The 15,688-nt window shown below is 50.8% G+C and carries 14 protein-coding genes; 8 read left to right on the plus strand and 6 right to left on the minus strand.

Features of this window, described 5'->3' with window-relative positions; translation table 11 throughout:
- Nucleotides 1-101 precede the first annotated feature (101 nt).
- The 3 genes from IYN85_RS13245 to IYN85_RS13255 all read left to right on the plus strand — a co-directional run bounded on the left by IYN85_RS13245 (nt 102) and on the right by IYN85_RS13255 (nt 2,334).
- Nucleotides 102-509 carry a GNAT family N-acetyltransferase gene (locus IYN85_RS13245; RefSeq protein ID WP_196159388.1) on the plus strand — a complete coding sequence of 136 codons (408 nt, stop codon included), beginning with the start codon at nt 102-104 and terminating at the stop codon, nt 507-509.
- Between the two features lie 9 nt (nt 510-518).
- Nucleotides 519-941: a hypothetical protein gene (locus IYN85_RS13250; protein ID WP_230390730.1), complete on the plus strand. Its 423-nt coding sequence runs from the start codon at nt 519-521 to the stop codon at nt 939-941.
- 310 nt (nt 942-1,251) lie between these two features.
- Complete coding sequence (locus IYN85_RS13255) at nt 1,252-2,334, plus strand: saccharopine dehydrogenase NADP-binding domain-containing protein (protein ID WP_196159389.1); 1,083 nt, start codon at nt 1,252-1,254, stop codon at nt 2,332-2,334.
- Between the two features lie 17 nt (nt 2,335-2,351).
- Here the strand turns inward: IYN85_RS13255 and IYN85_RS13260 are convergent, their stop codons facing one another.
- Nucleotides 2,352-4,082, minus strand: a complete 1,731-nt coding sequence (locus tag IYN85_RS13260) for a DUF3592 domain-containing protein (RefSeq protein WP_196159390.1) — start codon at nt 4,080-4,082, stop codon at nt 2,352-2,354.
- Nucleotides 4,083-4,205: 123 nt separating this feature from the next.
- Here IYN85_RS13260 and IYN85_RS13265 point away from each other — a divergent pair, with 123 nt between their 5' ends.
- Nucleotides 4,206-4,505: a YciI family protein gene (locus tag IYN85_RS13265; RefSeq protein WP_196159391.1), complete on the plus strand. Its 300-nt coding sequence runs from the start codon at nt 4,206-4,208 to the stop codon at nt 4,503-4,505.
- Between the two features lie 736 nt (nt 4,506-5,241).
- On the opposite strand, the gene IYN85_RS13270 is transcribed toward IYN85_RS13265, so the two are convergent.
- The 4 genes from IYN85_RS13270 to IYN85_RS13285 all read right to left on the minus strand — a co-directional run bounded on the left by IYN85_RS13270 (nt 5,242) and on the right by IYN85_RS13285 (nt 8,319).
- Complete coding sequence (locus tag IYN85_RS13270) at nt 5,242-5,976, minus strand: hypothetical protein (RefSeq protein WP_196159392.1); 735 nt, start codon at nt 5,974-5,976, stop codon at nt 5,242-5,244.
- Nucleotides 5,961-6,452, minus strand: coding sequence for a sigma-70 family RNA polymerase sigma factor (locus IYN85_RS13275; protein WP_370592203.1), 492 nt, complete (start codon nt 6,450-6,452; stop codon nt 5,961-5,963). Before IYN85_RS13275 ends, IYN85_RS13270 begins: the two co-directional genes overlap by 16 nt.
- Nucleotides 6,453-6,518: 66 nt before the next feature.
- Nucleotides 6,519-6,971: a hypothetical protein gene (locus IYN85_RS13280; RefSeq protein WP_230390732.1), complete on the minus strand. Its 453-nt coding sequence runs from the start codon at nt 6,969-6,971 to the stop codon at nt 6,519-6,521.
- Between the two features lie 475 nt (nt 6,972-7,446).
- Entirely contained in the window at nt 7,447-8,319 is an 873-nt protein-coding gene (locus IYN85_RS13285; protein WP_196159394.1) for a hypothetical protein, read from the minus strand.
- A gap of 164 nt (nt 8,320-8,483) precedes the next feature.
- On the opposite strand from IYN85_RS13285, the gene IYN85_RS13290 reads away from it, so the two are divergent.
- The 4 genes from IYN85_RS13290 to IYN85_RS13305 are packed head-to-tail and all read left to right on the plus strand — an operon-like array spanning nt 8,484 to nt 12,238.
- The gene (locus IYN85_RS13290) at nt 8,484-10,001 is read left to right on the plus strand and encodes a HAMP domain-containing sensor histidine kinase (protein WP_196159395.1); all 1,518 of its coding nucleotides are present in this window, start codon (nt 8,484-8,486) and stop codon (nt 9,999-10,001) included.
- A gap of 51 nt (nt 10,002-10,052) precedes the next feature.
- Nucleotides 10,053-10,541, plus strand: a complete 489-nt coding sequence (locus tag IYN85_RS13295; protein WP_196159396.1) for a hypothetical protein — start codon at nt 10,053-10,055, stop codon at nt 10,539-10,541.
- Nucleotides 10,538-11,548 (plus strand): lipopolysaccharide assembly protein LapB, encoded by a 1,011-nt coding sequence (locus tag IYN85_RS13300; RefSeq protein ID WP_196159397.1) that lies wholly within the window; start codon nt 10,538-10,540, stop codon nt 11,546-11,548. The genes IYN85_RS13295 and IYN85_RS13300 overlap by 4 nt, the downstream gene beginning before the upstream one ends.
- A 3-nt stretch (nt 11,549-11,551) precedes the next feature.
- Nucleotides 11,552-12,238 carry a response regulator transcription factor gene (locus IYN85_RS13305; RefSeq protein WP_196159398.1) on the plus strand — a complete coding sequence of 229 codons (687 nt, stop codon included), beginning with the start codon at nt 11,552-11,554 and terminating at the stop codon, nt 12,236-12,238.
- A gap of 8 nt (nt 12,239-12,246) precedes the next feature.
- Here the strand turns inward: IYN85_RS13305 and IYN85_RS13310 are convergent, their stop codons facing one another.
- Nucleotides 12,247-15,585: a methylmalonyl-CoA mutase family protein gene (locus IYN85_RS13310; protein WP_196159399.1), complete on the minus strand. Its 3,339-nt coding sequence runs from the start codon at nt 15,583-15,585 to the stop codon at nt 12,247-12,249.
- Between the last annotated feature and the right edge of the window lie 103 nt (nt 15,586-15,688).

Consider the following 15,688-nt stretch of genomic DNA (forward strand, 5'->3'; position numbering starts at 1 on the left):
CTGCATTCGTGTCGGCGGCCTTTGCCGCGCAATATTATTTGTTAATTAACGACAGTTTAGCCTTTATACTGGCGCTGAATTCCAATTGACAACCTTAAGTTATGTACCAACTGAAAATCGAAATTCCCCCGGTAGAGGACTACATTGCGATTCGGCTCGCCGCTGGCTTGTCACGTAAATCGGAACAAGCCGCAGAACGCGGACTACCCAACTCCTTGCATGCCGTGACGGTGTATTACAAATCGCAACGTGTCGGCATTGGACGGATCATCGGCGACGGTGGTTGTTTTTTTGAAATAACGGACATGGCGGTTTTGCCGGAACATCAGGGCAAGGGCGTGGGTCGGATAATCATGAACGCGCTGGTTGCCTGGCTTCAGGAAAACGCACCAAAAACAGCGTATGTCAGTTTAATGGCCGACCACGGCACGCCAGATTTCTACCAGCAATTTGGTTTTACTAAAGCAGAGTTGCCCAAATCCGCTGGCATGTACCTGCGAATACTTTGAGGAAATTTAATGATGGCAGTTACCATGATGACCATAGCTGGCGCATGTAGCCTGTTAGCCGCTCTTCTCCATGTTGGCGTGATGATCAAAGGGCCTCGCTGGTATCGACTGTTCGGTGCAGGTGAACGTATGGCAACGCTTGCGGAACAAGGCTCACCAAGACCCACCCTGATCACCAGTGGTATTGCGCTGGTCCTGACTATCTGGGCCTTTTATGCCTGGTCCGCCGCACAATGGTTGCCCCCCTTACCCTTTACCATACCGGTGCTCTGGCTGATCACCATTATTTACCTCATCAGAGGGACTTTAGGCTTTGTCGCCATGTTGTTTAACCAACACCCGACGATCGCACAGAACAGCCCGGCATTCTGGTTTTGGAGTTCCATTGTGTGCCTGTTAATTGGCTTGGTTCACCTCGTTGGATTGCTATGAACGAATCAGCAAGCGCTCGTTCAACCCAGCAATGAGCCGTGTAAGACGCCACAATCCATAATAGTGTCCTGAGTCTGAAGTTCGTATCGTTTCAGAGCTCATGGGAAGCGCCAGTACAAGGCGCTCTTTGTAGAGAATATCGAGATCTTTTCAAGAAGAGCAACGCCGTTTGTTTGATCTGAGTAGGTCTTCGCTTATTCGCTCTTCCGTTACTATTCTGCGCCAAAACATGAACGAAAAACCTCAACCAGCCTTTGATTTACCGAAACTGAGGTGAATTGAGCGAAGCAGAATTAAAGGAATAGAAGGCATGGAAAAACGACGAGTATTGATTGTTGGTGGCTATGGCACGGTTGGGCGATTGGTTGTTGAACAACTCTGTGGCGACCAAGATTTACAACTGATTATTGCAGGCCGTAATCGCATCAAGGCCGAGGAAACCGCGCAAGAATTCAACGCATCCTCGTGCACATTGGATGCTAACGAGCTACCTTCGGTTCAAGAAGCGCTCATCAATATCGATCTGGTCATCAATTGTTTTGGTGGTCCTTTTACCAATGCCCCACTGGCTTTAGCGGCTACTGCTGCGGAACGAGGGATAGACTATATCGATGTCTCAGGAAGCATGGAGTACAGCAAACGCTTTCTCTCACTGGCGTCGACAGCTGAGGAAAATCACGCCACGTTGATCACCGGAATGGGCGCAAACCCAGGCATACCGTCGCTTGCTGTTTGCTGGTTGGCGTCACAGTTGGAGCCCCCCGTTGAAGCAGAGATCAACTTTATTTTTGGATCCAATATTGAAACACTGTCCCCAGCATCACTGCAGGAAATGCACTATCTGTTTAAGAATCCACCTCTGCTCTGGCAACATCAAACATGGCAACTCAACAAGGTGTCGGGTAAACAGCAAACATTCAACCCACCATTTCACAAATCCGTTTATCTGGGCCCTTCCTTTTCTTATGACATGATGAGCGCGACCGAAATACACGACTTAAACCGGCTCTCTGCTTGGTCCGGTTGCCAGTCAACATTTCAGGGCACATTAATGTACCTTGGCATGAAACTGGGTCTGGCAAAACACCAACGAACCAGGCACCTGTTTCTGAAACTGCTGAAATCTGCGGGGCAGTCTGCAACGGCCGTGGCCGAATCAATGATATTCGTGACGGCTTCGGGCAAATACCAAGGTCTTCAAGCAGTCAAATCCGTTCAGTGTGTCGGCGATGAAGTTTTCATGACAGCGGCAGCGGTCAGTACGACCGCGCGATTGCTGTTAGACGATACAGTGTCACGCACAGGCGCCTTTTTGCCACCATCGGTGATTCCTGTGGATTTGTTTTTCGACAGGCTGCAAGCCGTGGACTGTATCAAAGTGAGTGTCGACTGAGTCAAGCGCCATGAGGTTTAATCTTGCCGACGCACATTGCCTGGCCCCACCTGTTTGATGATTTTATCTTTCAAGACAGTTGCGGCTTCTTTCCCTTCGACCCGTTCAATCAACTTCATGGTTTGCTTCCCGCGCCCTTTTGCCAGCAGTGTGAAAAAATGACGCTTGGCCGTTTGCGAGCTTTCCCAACCCGTCGCTTTATTAATGTCCAACGCAGATAGCTCATCCGCAGCGATGGTCTGCTGTTTTCGAATCAATCCGATGAATGAACGTTGCTGATGCAGTCCATCCACCGTTGCGGTGGTGACCACTTTGGTCAACAGATTCCGCAGTGAAATCCAGAAAAACAAAAATCCGATCGGGCAAAAAACCAATGGAAAAATAAACGGTGCACCCGCCATCGACACGCCAATACCAGAACCCATAAATACAGCGCCAAATAAAATACCGCCCATTCGTTCATAGATATAAGAAAAGCGTGGCTCGGTAATGACCAGCTGATTTACCTGTTCTTCGATATGCAGCAACGCCAGCCGACTTTCAGTTAACTCGTTCAGTTGCGGGTGCTGGTCTGCCAGAAACTGTTGAGTTGGTTGTGCGCCACGGACTCGCATGACCGGCACTGTAAATGCGCGTTTAAATGCCGTCCCCCCGACGGTGGTGTCAATATCCACGCGCCAGAAATGATAGTTTTTAGACGAAGGCGTTGTGGTTGGCACATGGTCCGGCAGATTGAACGCAAAACGCAAACGGGTTTTTCCCTGCGAACTGCGCTCGATATAAGCCAATCCCTCGCTGTGCCATATCGTCGTCTCACGCGTTCGGCTTTTACCACCGGATCGGGATGTGTAGCGATTAATGCAGGACACAATAACCCGGACCTGTTGGCCGCGTTGATAGGCAATATTTGTGTTCACGGTAGCGGCCAAATGACCGCCAACAGAGGCGGGGTAAGGTGATAACAGCAATGGACTTCGACCAAACTTTAACAGTTTCAGCCATTCTTTAAAGAACGCGACAAAGAAGCCAACGGCAATAACCGGAAACACCATTGCGATCAGAATGGCCTTGTTGCCGCTGGACCACTCATCCCAGAAATCGAACAAAATTGGACTGCTCACCGCCGCGATAAACACCGCGATTCCTAAATAACTCCAAACAATCACACGGGCCGATGAATAAATAGGCGACGAGGACGCCGTTGCCGTTGTTTCTGCGTCAAGCACACCGTCATTCAGCGGCGATTGCTTCCGGGACGATACCAAAAAGGAACTAAAAAACAGGCCGCCACCAACTCCACCAAACACAACGACGAAAATCAGTTTGAATCCGAGCAACCCCCAGCGGATATCCGCAAACAAATAGACCCGTTCGGGTTCGTCAGGATGAACGTAGGCAAACATGGGTTCGTTGCTGTCGTATGCCTGTTTCAACACTCGGTAGGCGTTCTGCTGCCAGCGGCCAACATTATCGCTCCCCTTACTGAAACCAACCTGATTTCCCTGGTAACGCTGGCCGTCAACATCATAGTAGTAACTGGCTTGTGCCTGATAACTGGTGCTGTCGCCATGTGAGACGCTCAGGTTAACAGACGAGAGCGTCGCTGGAATGCGATCCCAACCCGGTACTGTCGCACCAAGGTATAAGGTTGGAATAACGCTGATGAAAAGAAAGCCGAGGCCAACACCAAAGAACGGCAACGAAAAGAGCAACGCAGGCCAACTTGGTTTACGGAATGTGACAGCCAAAAAATAATCTCCTGTACTGGCGTTGGTAAATGCTAACAAACAACCATGCAACTTGTCGCCGGTTGTCATGGCACGTTAATGGCCGTAATCTCACCCATTTTCTGGCAAAGAAAGGCATCGTTCGTGTTTATCATTGATATCGAGTACACCGTAAGCTTAGATAAAATTGACCCACTGATCCCAGAGCACGTCATATTTTTAAATAAATACTACGACGCAGGCGTATTTGTAATGTCTGGTCGTAAAGAACCCCGAAGCGGGGGCATCATTATTGCCAAAGCGAATTCACGTCAGGCGATCGAAGCGTTAATTGAAGAAGATTCGTTTTATCAAGCGAATGTTGCGAACTACCGCATTACCGAATTCCTGCCCGGAAAGGCGGCAGCAGGCTTAGAGGACCTTTGCGAACCAGTTCAACGGTGAATTCCTTGGTGTGAAGAACCAATCCAGTCCGGCGACTGTGATTCGGTTCTTGATACTAGAGCCGCTCGGAGGAGGATTTTTCTTTTCAAGGCGACAGCCCGGGATGATGTTTACTTGAACTTTGTTAGTTTTTAACGCATGAATCTCTCGGAGGATTTTTCTTTCCAAGGGGCGATCCCCTTGATCCGGCCTTCACCAGAGGTGAAGTCGTTAAAATCGAATCGAAGCCCATTGGGGCTTCGCTTTTAATCGATTTTAACCCCCCCTTTTGTCGCCCGCTTTGGTTTTCTGCCATACCGGACACGTGCTTCGAACGGTCGCTTGAGCGTGCATCCCTGCACGCGCGGCGCTTACAAGGGCATCCATGCTCTTTAATCCGTTGCGATGTGTCCGTCATGTCAGCCAAAGCAGATGCGACGAAACAGTTATTTACGCCAGTCTTTGGTACATAGAATTTAGAGGTTGGTTTTATCTATCGAGAAAGTAACTCTTGCAGCGGATTTTGCCGCCTCTCAAATGACCTGTCTAAGACGAAATTGAGAAGTTTGATCAGTCGTTTGTGACCGCGACTGGGACTGGGACTGATAAGAGCCAAGCCTGAATCGTCAGACCGGTTTGATCCTTGACGGCGAAAATATCCCAGTGAAACCGTGTCATGCAAATGTCGTAGATAAAAACTATATAAACTGAAGTAAGTGCCATTCATCAATGAATTCAAGCCCGGAACCAAGCGAATTTACGCTTGGTTCCAATCCGCCAACTGAATACAGATACCGCGCATCAGGACTTCGCCGTTAAAGTCGTTGCCTTTTACGACAACCAATTCCAAGCTGTTTTTAACGGCCTGCCATTGGCTTCCATTCAAGTCGATGCGGGTTGCACCAGCCGCCAACGTGGTTAACTGCGTCACGTTGCCGGTGTCTCGTTCAATTGCCCACAGCGTGGCCTGATCAACGCTTTGTCGATCGGTGCGATCGTTCCATCGCAATTCCAGACGTGACGGTGTTTTTTCCGTTTTGCCATAAGCGCTAATCACAAGCGGCGCTTCTCCGCTCGCCAGGGCCGTTTGCATAACCGCCACATAGGAAAGTTTTGGAATCTCAGGAACACTCGTGCCGAACGGTTGTACCGCTAACAGAATAAACAATGCCATTGAGGCCATAGCAATACCTTGCCAGAACCAAAGCGATTGCCACCAGGACGCTATTGTTTTGGTACCCGGTGCGGATTTCCCCTGAATCTGAGCCATAACTTTTTCTTTAACATAGGCCGGGGCCGCTACCTCCTTAGGCAGCTCATTCAGCGGTGCCAGGCGTTCTTGCCAGGCGATCACCTCACGTTCGAAGGTTGGGTCTTGCTGCATCAGTTTTTCCACCCGTCGCTTGACCGCAGGCAACAATAAGCCCATGGCGTATTGACTCGCCAGATGATCACGAACCTTGGGGTTCTGGTATCTTACGCTTCTAAGCATTCGCGCAACTCCTGCAACCCACGTCGTATCCACGACTTCAACGTGCCTAATGGTGCGTCAAACTTCTCCATTAGTTCTGCGTGAGACCAGCCATACACGTAAGACGAGATAATGACGTTTTGCTGCTCTTTCTTAATCAACTGCAGGCACCGCCCCAAATCCACATGTTCTGGCCACAATGTTGAGGTATCCGCGCTGAAGTCTTCGACAACCGTACTGTCATCGGTTTCGTTTAAACGTTTGCGTTGCCGGATACGATCGATGGCCTGATTACGCGTTAACTGACACAACCATGACCAGGCCGAGCCTAAGTCGGCCCGGTACTGATCCGCATTGGTCCAGATTTTACTGTAGGCATCCTGCAATACATCGGCCGCGAGGCCTTCATCGGGAATAATTTTCAGAATCAGGCCATACAGTTTGGCGTTCGTTAAATCATAGAGCTCGGCAAACGCAGGCTGATGTCTCAGCTTCACCTGCGCGAGCCTCTGCTCTACTTCTCTCTTCCACGCGTCTTGGTTCAAAACGGAGTACTCTCGTTTTTATTTGGTTTGCGCAGCGTACCACACGTTTCCAATGCCGTGACCATTAATGTCACCTTCTTTTTGGTCTCCGACCCAGGTATAAAGAGGTTGATTTTTGTAGGCCCATTGATAAGACCCGTCGCCTCGTTCAATCACCGTAAAGTCGCCCCAGGTTTTGGCGTCCTTTTTGGCCATAAATGGTGGCCAATTTGCGGCACAGCCACCGTCGCAGTTCGATTTTCCAGCTTCATCCTTGGTGAAGATATACAACGTTAAGCCCTTGGATGTTGCAAATACCTCACCAAGCGACGTATTAACCTTGGTCACCACCGTGTCTGCCTGAGCCAGGGTAACGGCTTTATTGCCATAACTGTCATTGGTTGTGGTATTGCTACCATAACCGTTGCCAGCACAGGCAGTTAGAGCGGCAGAAGAAAGTAAAGTTGCGATGATCATTGATTGAAGTTTCATGGGTTTTCCTTTTGTGTGTTAGGTTCACCTTTAGAAACGACGGCCGATCCGGTTTTAGATGCAAAAAAATAAAAATTTTTTTTTCAACATACCTGAACCACGGGTGGTTATGGCCTGTTTTTAACGGGCCAACCATGAAAATAATTGAACTGACCTTCACGAAACCATTAAAGCCCGAGCAGATCGGGTATACGACGAACTCGCAGACCCGCCCAATTTGCTGGGCTTGCAGCTACTTTTGACGAAATTAAGGTTCAAGATGTTACGTCCACCGCAGAAGGCAGTGTCTTCTATTACCAAACCTCGGGATCGTTTCGTCTGTTTGGTCTGGCAATTTGGAGAAACCAGATTGATGTCATTACCCGAACTTCAACTAAAACGAGGCGAATTGAAAGGTTTGTCAGATCAGAGGCGTACTAACAAAAAGACCTCATCAGGAGAGGTCTTTTATAGGCAATATCAGCGTCATTGAGGTTCAGCTGTCGATACCATCATCGTCTTCGTCTTCATCCAGTTCGTGATCGCCATCTTCATCTTTACCGTATTCCGCAGAATCTTCGATGTTGTCTTCAATAACATTCATGACTTCACTGTTGGTATTGCCGCTTAACATGATTTCATCGCCGTTTCCGTTGTTAATAACAGCGTCTTCCAACGTCCAGTTGTCACTGTTGGTTTCTGTGTTATCAAAGCGGAACCATTCATTCAGGCGGAACGCGACGATTATGTCATTAATGCCCTGATCATCAACGACGAAGCCAGCGCTGAAATCGGTTCCGGAAAACTCAAATTCATCCGTCTGGTCATAAGACAGCGTGAACGGTATGGCGACATAAGTGGTGCCATCGGCGCTGGTGTAACTGCCTTCAATGTACAACGAATAAGTGAGCAGTTTATCCGCCACACCCTGTGGCAGATCCGGCATACCAACCAGGTCTTCGCTGGCTAATTTCTCAATGTCCAGTTCAATGTCTGCATACAGACCGGTGTCGATCGTCACCTCCGGTAAGGCTGGATAGGTCATGCCGGACAATAAATCCAAGGCGTACGGGCCAATGAATTCTAACTTGCTTTCATCTAGATCCGCGGTGTCATCATCGTCTTCGTGTTCCAGTTCAATTTCCTTAACGACCATCCACGCCTCGGTCATGTTTATGTTTCCGCTGACATTACCGGCAGTATCCGTCACGGGAATATCATTAATGGTGGTGCGCAACATGGTGCGCGCGGTCTGGGATGCCGAAAAAGACAATGTTACGGCGCCTTTGCCATCATCCTGAGTGGCCGATGGATTACAGGCAACAAGCGTCAGTGCAGAAAAAAGAGTAACTGGGAAAAGTGCTTTCATAGGATCTACCTCGTTGGTCAGTGACCTAACTCTAGCGCCGATCTTTCACCTACAATGTTAGAGAAGTGTTCGGGTTTTGTAGCGACACATAGCCAGTCACATGGCCAGGCGGTACAGTGTGCGAACTTTGAAAACATCTTTTAATGAAGCAACGAGCGAGATTCATGACGAATCTGTTTTCCCGACTTTACCTGACATTCACCGCCACGCTGGTCGCTCTGCTGACGATCATCGGCGCGGCGCTCTATGGCTATGGTCACTTAAAACTGCAACGCTATGCGACGGTAGGGGTTGATCCGGTAGTGGAACTGGCCAAGGCAGCCTGGCTGTCCCTGGATGTCGATGAACACAGCAACTGGCTGGCCTTGATGTCGACCCTTTCCGGCACTCAATGGCAATTACAGGACACCACGGACTCGCGCACCCTTTTGTCCGTCAATCCATTTAACAATACCGTCTCGGTACAGATACCGCTGGACTCAAACCGGGCCATCGCGATACCGGTGGAAAACTGGGACGATTGGCATAAAGCACACGGCTGGCTGATTTTGGGAGCGCTATCTAACGTGCCTGCCGACTTGCGTGAAGCAAAGTTCCAGGCATTAATCGCACAAACACCCTGGCCCTTAGACCGAGTCAACCGTGACAACGAGGCCCTCAACGCGCTATTTTTAAGACAGCTGAGCAATGGCCAGAGCATCCGTGTCACGGACGCGGAAGCCGGTACCGATACGTTTTACTTTCCCGCAGGTGCCCGACAACTCATCCGTTTGGGTCCCATCCCCACTTTTCAGCTTTTTACGCCAGAGCAATGGGTGTCGCTGTTTGTATTCAGCCTGATGCTGCTGAGTCTGGCTTTTTCACTTTGGGTACGTCCAATCCAGCGTCGTTTTACAGAACTTCTAAGCGCCGTAGACCATATTGATGAGCAATCTGACAGTGTCCGGTTACCCACGGATCACAACGACAATGTCGGTCAACTGGCAAAACATATTGAACGCATGGCGCACCGGCTGATTGAACAGGTTCGCCTTAATCGGCAGCTTAATCAGGCCGTATCACACGACTTAAAAACGCCGCTTGCGCGCATTCAGTTTGCCCTCGCCTTGCTGCCCGATGCCGATGAAAACCCCTATGTCGAACAGATCCGCACCGATGTGACCTTATTGAGCAACCTGACGCAAGAATTGCTGCTGTACCACCAGCTAAAACAATCGAGTCCCGATGAAGTGCAGTGCTGGGCGGTGGCAGAATTGACCCATAGCCTGGCCAATGTTCCAGAAGGGGCTCATTTGGATGTCGTGCACCCTCAACAGGATCGTCAGATTCCCATGTTAGCTACTCACTGGCGGCGGATTACCGATAACCTGATTAAAAATGCGGTTCAGTACGGGCACGGTAAGCTGAAGGTCAATCTGTCATGTCAGGGCAACGTCTTGGAATTCAGTGTGCACGACAACGGTAAAGGGTTATCGGATGAGCAATTTGAGGCGCTTAAGCAACCATTTCAACGCCAGCAAACACACCGCAACCTCAATGAAAACAATCATGGATTGGGGTTGGCCATTGTGGACGCCACCGTAAGCCACTACGGCGGCGATTTCAGTGTATGTACCAGTCCTTTGGGTGGCAGCTGTTTTTGTGTCCACCTACATTTTACGAACAATGTAGGACTCGAATAACGTGGCCCGGCGAGGTATTCTCAATCCTAATATGGCACTGGATGCGTTGACGTGAAATTTAGTTTGCTTGTGGTATCAGTTTTAGTCGCGGTGGCGAGCGCAGGTGCTGACGAATGGGGCTCCTGGGACGACCTGCCTGACAACCTGCTGACCACAGCGTCTGATCCGAACCAAGCCATTGATCGGCTCTATGACCAACTCCAATCCCGCTCTTCTGATGATCTCGCTGGCCGGGAAGAAGACCTTCAAAACTGGCTACTGACGTTGAATCTGGACTTTCAGGACAACAGCGAGTTATCAGCCTTGCTCGATCGCCTGCAAGGGGAATCCAATGAAGACATTGCCGATGAAATTGAAGATTGGTTGAAGGACCAATTGGATGACGCCAACGATGCCCTCGAGGACGATCTGAAAGAACTTAAAAAGCAGCAAGATGAGCTGGATGACGAACGCGAAGACGAACTGGATGATCTGGAAGACGAATTAGATGAGATTGACGAAATCGATGAACCGGACGAGCCTGAAGTGGAGGGGCCGTGACGGTGAAAAGGTTTTTGTCATTGCTTGGTCTTATCTGCCTGTCTGCACCGGCACTGGCCTGTAGCAGCGATGAACGGATTACCCTAAGTCAGTCCCTGGCAGAGCGTGGCAAAACATTTGCGGCCATTAATGAGCTGAAAGATGGACTGGGCAACTGCTATCACCCTCGCTTGAAACTTGAATTGGGGGCTTTGTACCTACAGTTGGGAGATCTGGAGTCAGCCTTGTCTTGGTGGCAGTCCGCACTAACCGAAGACGAATTACCTGCTAAAGTCGCCGCCGCCGTCAAACTGCGCATCATTCAGGCAAAGCTATCACCACCGTCGTCTGACCGCGCACATATGCTGCTGGGCGCTGGCGTCCGGTACCAAAGCGATTCAGGTGTCAGCCATGATTTCTCCATTGTCACCGCAGGTCAACACAGGGGTCGCTCCACAGATGCCTGGGGATACCCTTTGACACCCGGCCTATATGGCAAATTTTCGGGAACCAACCGCTACTACTGGCAAAACGACACCTCACTCAGCAGCCTGTTAGTAACCGCAGGCGTGATGGCCGAGGCCGCGCCGGCATCACTCAGTATGGGCGCCACGCTGCAGAATCAGAGTGACTCACTCAGTGTTGGAGCCGTATCTGAATTGTCTGTTCGGTTTGCGATATTGACTTTGACGACCGCCCTGCAAGGGTCCACGCAACGTCCACAATTTAAAATCACCGAATCGGCCAGGGTGAATTCTGGAGACTGGACGGCGAGCCTGAGTCTTGAAGCTCAGTACGATAGCCAACAATGGCAATTCGACCAGTTGACCACAAAATTCAGATTGAACAACCGATGGAAACCCACTCTGCAGGCAGAGTATGACGCGCCAACCGCAGAACTGAGCGGTTATGCTCAGGTCACCTGGCCAATAACGCCGCAAATCGGGCTGCAATCGCAAACCGGTGCTACGCTGTCTACAAGCACGCTTTGGTACACTAAACTGACGTTGAACTGGCAGCCGTTTTAAACCATGACCAACACTTTTGACTACGCCCACATCGCCCTGGTTGAAGATGATCAGGCGTTGGCACAGCTAACAAAAACCTACATAGAAAAACAGGGCTATCGGGTTACCCACTTCAGCGATGGCCACTCAGCCGTTGCACAAATCCCTGAACAACAACCCGATTGTGTGTTACTCGATATTATGCTGCCCGGTATCGATGGCGTGGAAGTTTGCCGTCAGCTGCGGTCCGACTATCAGGGACCCATCATTTTCCTAACGGCCAAAGGCGACGCGCTGGATGAAATTTTGGGTCTGGAAGTCGGTGGTGATGACTATCTGACCAAGCCCGTCGAACCGCGCTTACTGTTGGCTCACATACGCGCGCATTTACGCCGCAGTCAGCGCGAGCCAACAGCTGAACCGGCTTCACAAAAACCCGCTTTCCGTGTATTTGCAGAAGCCGAAATCATAGAGTACCAGGGGCAAAAGCTGCCGCTGTCGCAACCTGAATTTCGGTTGTTGCAATTATTGCTGAACAGCCAAGGGCAAAGCGTTAGCCGGGATCAGGTCATGCTGGCGGTGCGTGGTATTGAACACGACGGTTATTCCAGAACCGTCGACATCTTGGTGTCCGATCTGCGCAAAAAACTGCCCAACCCGGAATGGATTAAAACCATTCGCGGTAAGGGCTATGTCTGGCAACCTAATTAATGGGTCAACTACACATTACGCCGATATTCCCCGCCAACCTGATACAGGCTGTGACTGATCTGTCCGAGGCTGGCCACCTTAACCGCGTCCATTAACACAGCAAACACATTGTCATTGTGGACTGCGGCGCTTCGCAGTGCCTGTAACGCAGCGTCCGTTTTCGCCTGGTGGCGTTGCTGAAACGCTTTGACGGCAGATATTTGCTGGGCTTTTTCGTCGTCGGTTGAGCGGGCCAGCTCAAGGTCGCTGTTCTGCGCCTGACTGTCCTTCCCGAGAAACGTATTAACGCCGATTAACGGCAATTCACCGGAATGCTTTTTGTGTTCATAAAGCATGGACTCATCCTGAATTTTAGACCGCTGATACATCGTATCCATGGCACCCAACACACCGCCGCGCTCACTGAGTCGCTCAAATTCCTGATACACCGCTTCTTCCACCAGGTCGGTGAGGTAATCAATTGCGTACGAGCCTTGTAATGGGTTTTCGATCTGATTCAAGCCGAGCTCTTTATTGATGATCAACTGAATCGCCACCGCACGGCGCACGCTGTCTTCGGTCGGCGTTGTGATTGCTTCATCGAAGGCGTTGGTGTGCAGGCTGTTGCAACTGTCGAACAGCGCGTACAGCGCCTGCAACGTGGTGCGAATGTCATTGAACTGAATTTCCTGCGCGTGCAACGATCGACCCGACGTTTGAATATGGTATTTCAACATTTGCGAACGTGCGTTGGCACCGTAACGGTACTTCATCGCTCTGGCCCAAATGCGACGCGCCACGCGACCAATGACCGCGTACTCGGCATCCATCCCGTTACTGAAAAAGAAGCTCAGGTTCGGCGCAAAATCGTTCAGCGCCATACCTCGGGCCCGGTAATATTCCACCAGCGTAAAACCATTGGCGAGGGTAAAGGCCAACTGGGTAATCGGGTTCGCTCCGGCTTCAGCAATGTGATAACCGCTGACACTGACAGAATAAAAATTCCGTACGCCCTGTTCAATAAACCATTGCTGCACATCGCCCATCAGATGCAAGGCAAACTCGGTTGAGAAGATGCAGGTGTTTTGTGCCTGGTCTTCTTTCAAAATGTCAGCTTGAACGGTACCGCGCACCTGTTGCAGAGTTTTCTGCTTGATTTGCGCATAGATTTGTTCATCGACCAACTGATCGCCGGTGACACCCAACAGCCCCAAACCCAAACCATTGTGCCCCTCGGGCAACTCGCCTTGATACGCCACCTGATGTGTACCACGCAATGCGCTGATTTTTTTCTGAGCATCATTCCACAGGCCATTTTCTTTCAAATACACTTCAACCTGCTGGTCAATGGCTGCGTTCATGAACATGGCCAGGATCATTGGCGCGGGACCGTTAATGGTCATTGAGACTGACGTCGTCGGCGCACATAAATCGAACCCGGAATAGAGCTTTTTCATGTCATCGAGACTGGCGATCGACACGCCGGAGTTACCCACCTTGCCATACACATCTGGCCGTTCGGCCGGGTCTTCACCATAGAGCGTCACTGAGTCAAAAGCGGTGGATAAGCGAGCCGCACTTTGCCCACGTGACAGGTAATGAAAGCGACGATTGGTGCGTTCCGGTGTGCCTTCACCGGCGAACATCCGCGTTGGGTCTTCACCGGCGCGTCGATACGGGTAAACACCGGCGGTATAAGGAAAATGTCCAGGTAAGTTTTCTCGACCGCTGAACAGCACCTGCTCACCCCAGTCTTTGCTTCGGTTGGCAGCGACCTTTGGAATCTTCTGACCACTGAGTGTGGTGCGGTAGTTTTCGCCGGTGATGCTTTTACCACGCACGTCATAAGAGAAGGTTTCTGTTTGTACGCCAGCCATGCGCGGCGACCAGCTTTGTATGGCCTCGACTGTCTCCGGTGTGAGCGCGGCCAGTGAGTCGTGATAATGGTCGATGAGCTTAGCCAATCCGGTATCGTCGGCGGTGACATGAATTTTTTCCAGCGGCTCACCCACCTCGACACCCAACACCTGCAGACTTTCAAACAGGTGTTGCGCACGGCGCGCGAGCTCCGCCTGTTGCGCCAATTGCTTATGTACGTCGCGGCCCTGTTCAGCAATTTCGGCCAGATAGCGCTGGTGTTTGCCTGGTATCAAAATGTGAGTTTTGGGTTCTCCGGCAGGCAGTTCTGCCTGCCATTGACGGGAATCTTTTGCCGTCAGGGTTTGGCACAACGCATTAAAAAAACCGTTCACACCGGTGTCGTTAAAGTGACTGGCGATACTCGGAAATACCGGCACCTGCTCGTCCGGCGTGGCAAAGTCGTTGTGATTTCGGCGCCATTGTTTGCGTACATCGCGCAGCGCATCGTGCGCGCCTTTGCGATCAAACTTATTGATGACAATCCAGTCCGCCAAGTCGATCATATCTATCTTTTCCAGCTGACTGGCGGCACCAAATTCCGGTGTCATAACGTAACCAGGGATATCCACAAGGTCGACGATAGCGGAGTCGCTCTGGCCGGTACCGGCGGTTTCCACAAAGACTAGATCAAACCCCATATGCGTTAAGGCTGCAATCGCCTCTTGTAGCATGGCATTGGTCGACAAATGCTGACGTCGCGTCGCCATGGAACGAAAAAACACATTACCCTGGCGCAAGCTGTTCATTCGAATCCGGTCCCCCAACAGGGCACCGCCGGTACGCCGACGAGTCGGGTCGATCGCCAGCACCGCAAATGTACGGTCCGGAAACTCGGTCGCGAAACGCAACACCAGTTCATCGGTCAGACTGGATTTACCGGCGCCACCGGTACCGGTTAAACCAACCGTCAGGCAGGCGGTTTTCGTTGCTGGAGCGCGTGTTTGTCCCTGTTCAATCAGACTCAGTTGGCGAGCCTGTTTCAGAAATGGATGTGCGGTTTCACAAAGCTGCGCACGGTGCTTAGCTTTGTGTTTTTCGATCTTAGCGACGGCATCATCGATCATGCCGGTCAACCCCAAAGTCATACCGTCATTCGGATGATAAATGCGGGTGACGCCATAGGCTTCCAACTCGCCGATTTCTTCCGGGGTAATCGTGCCACCACCGCCACCGATAATGGCGATGTGTGGTGCACCAGCGGCCTGTAACTGGTCGACGAGATAGCGAAAAAATTCATTATGCCCACCCTGATAAGAACTCAGGGCAATTGCGTCGGCGTCTTCCTGTAACGCTGCCTGAACGATGTCATCGACCGAACGGTTGTGACCCAGATGAATGACTTCGCACCCTCGATCCTGAATAAGCCGTCGCATCACGTTAATGGCGGCGTCATGACCATCAAACAGGCTCGCAGCTGTCACCACGCGCAGCGGAATTTCTGTACTCATTGTTCTCTCCGGTCTGTCGACATAAACCTTGTGGGTTTGCCGATCATTTATTGTTGTTGGCTGACCTGTGTTTAGCCCATGCGGCAAACACTGAAAAATGCGG

It is taken from the genome of Reinekea sp. G2M2-21, assembly GCF_015687175.1.
In the GTDB taxonomy this organism is placed as follows: Bacteria; Pseudomonadota; Gammaproteobacteria; order Pseudomonadales; family Natronospirillaceae; genus Reinekea.

Excerpts from the sequence above, each read along its gene's own strand:
- IYN85_RS13245 (WP_196159388.1), top strand. The coding sequence starts at position 102 with ATGTACCAACTGAAAATCGAAATTCCCCCGGTAGAGGACTACATTGCG.
- IYN85_RS13290 (WP_196159395.1), top strand. The coding sequence starts at position 8,484 with ATGACGAATCTGTTTTCCCGACTTTACCTGACATTCACCGCCACGCTG.
- IYN85_RS13270 (WP_196159392.1), bottom strand. The coding sequence starts at position 5,976 with ATGCTTAGAAGCGTAAGATACCAGAACCCCAAGGTTCGTGATCATCTG.
- IYN85_RS13250 (WP_230390730.1), top strand. The coding sequence starts at position 519 with ATGATGGCAGTTACCATGATGACCATAGCTGGCGCATGTAGCCTGTTA.
- IYN85_RS13280 (WP_230390732.1), bottom strand. The coding sequence starts at position 6,971 with ATGAAACTTCAATCAATGATCATCGCAACTTTACTTTCTTCTGCCGCT.
- IYN85_RS13310 (WP_196159399.1), bottom strand. The coding sequence starts at position 15,585 with ATGAGTACAGAAATTCCGCTGCGCGTGGTGACAGCTGCGAGCCTGTTT.
- IYN85_RS13285 (WP_196159394.1), bottom strand. The coding sequence starts at position 8,319 with ATGAAAGCACTTTTCCCAGTTACTCTTTTTTCTGCACTGACGCTTGTT.
- IYN85_RS13255 (WP_196159389.1), top strand. The coding sequence starts at position 1,252 with ATGGAAAAACGACGAGTATTGATTGTTGGTGGCTATGGCACGGTTGGG.
- IYN85_RS13305 (WP_196159398.1), top strand. The coding sequence starts at position 11,552 with ATGACCAACACTTTTGACTACGCCCACATCGCCCTGGTTGAAGATGAT.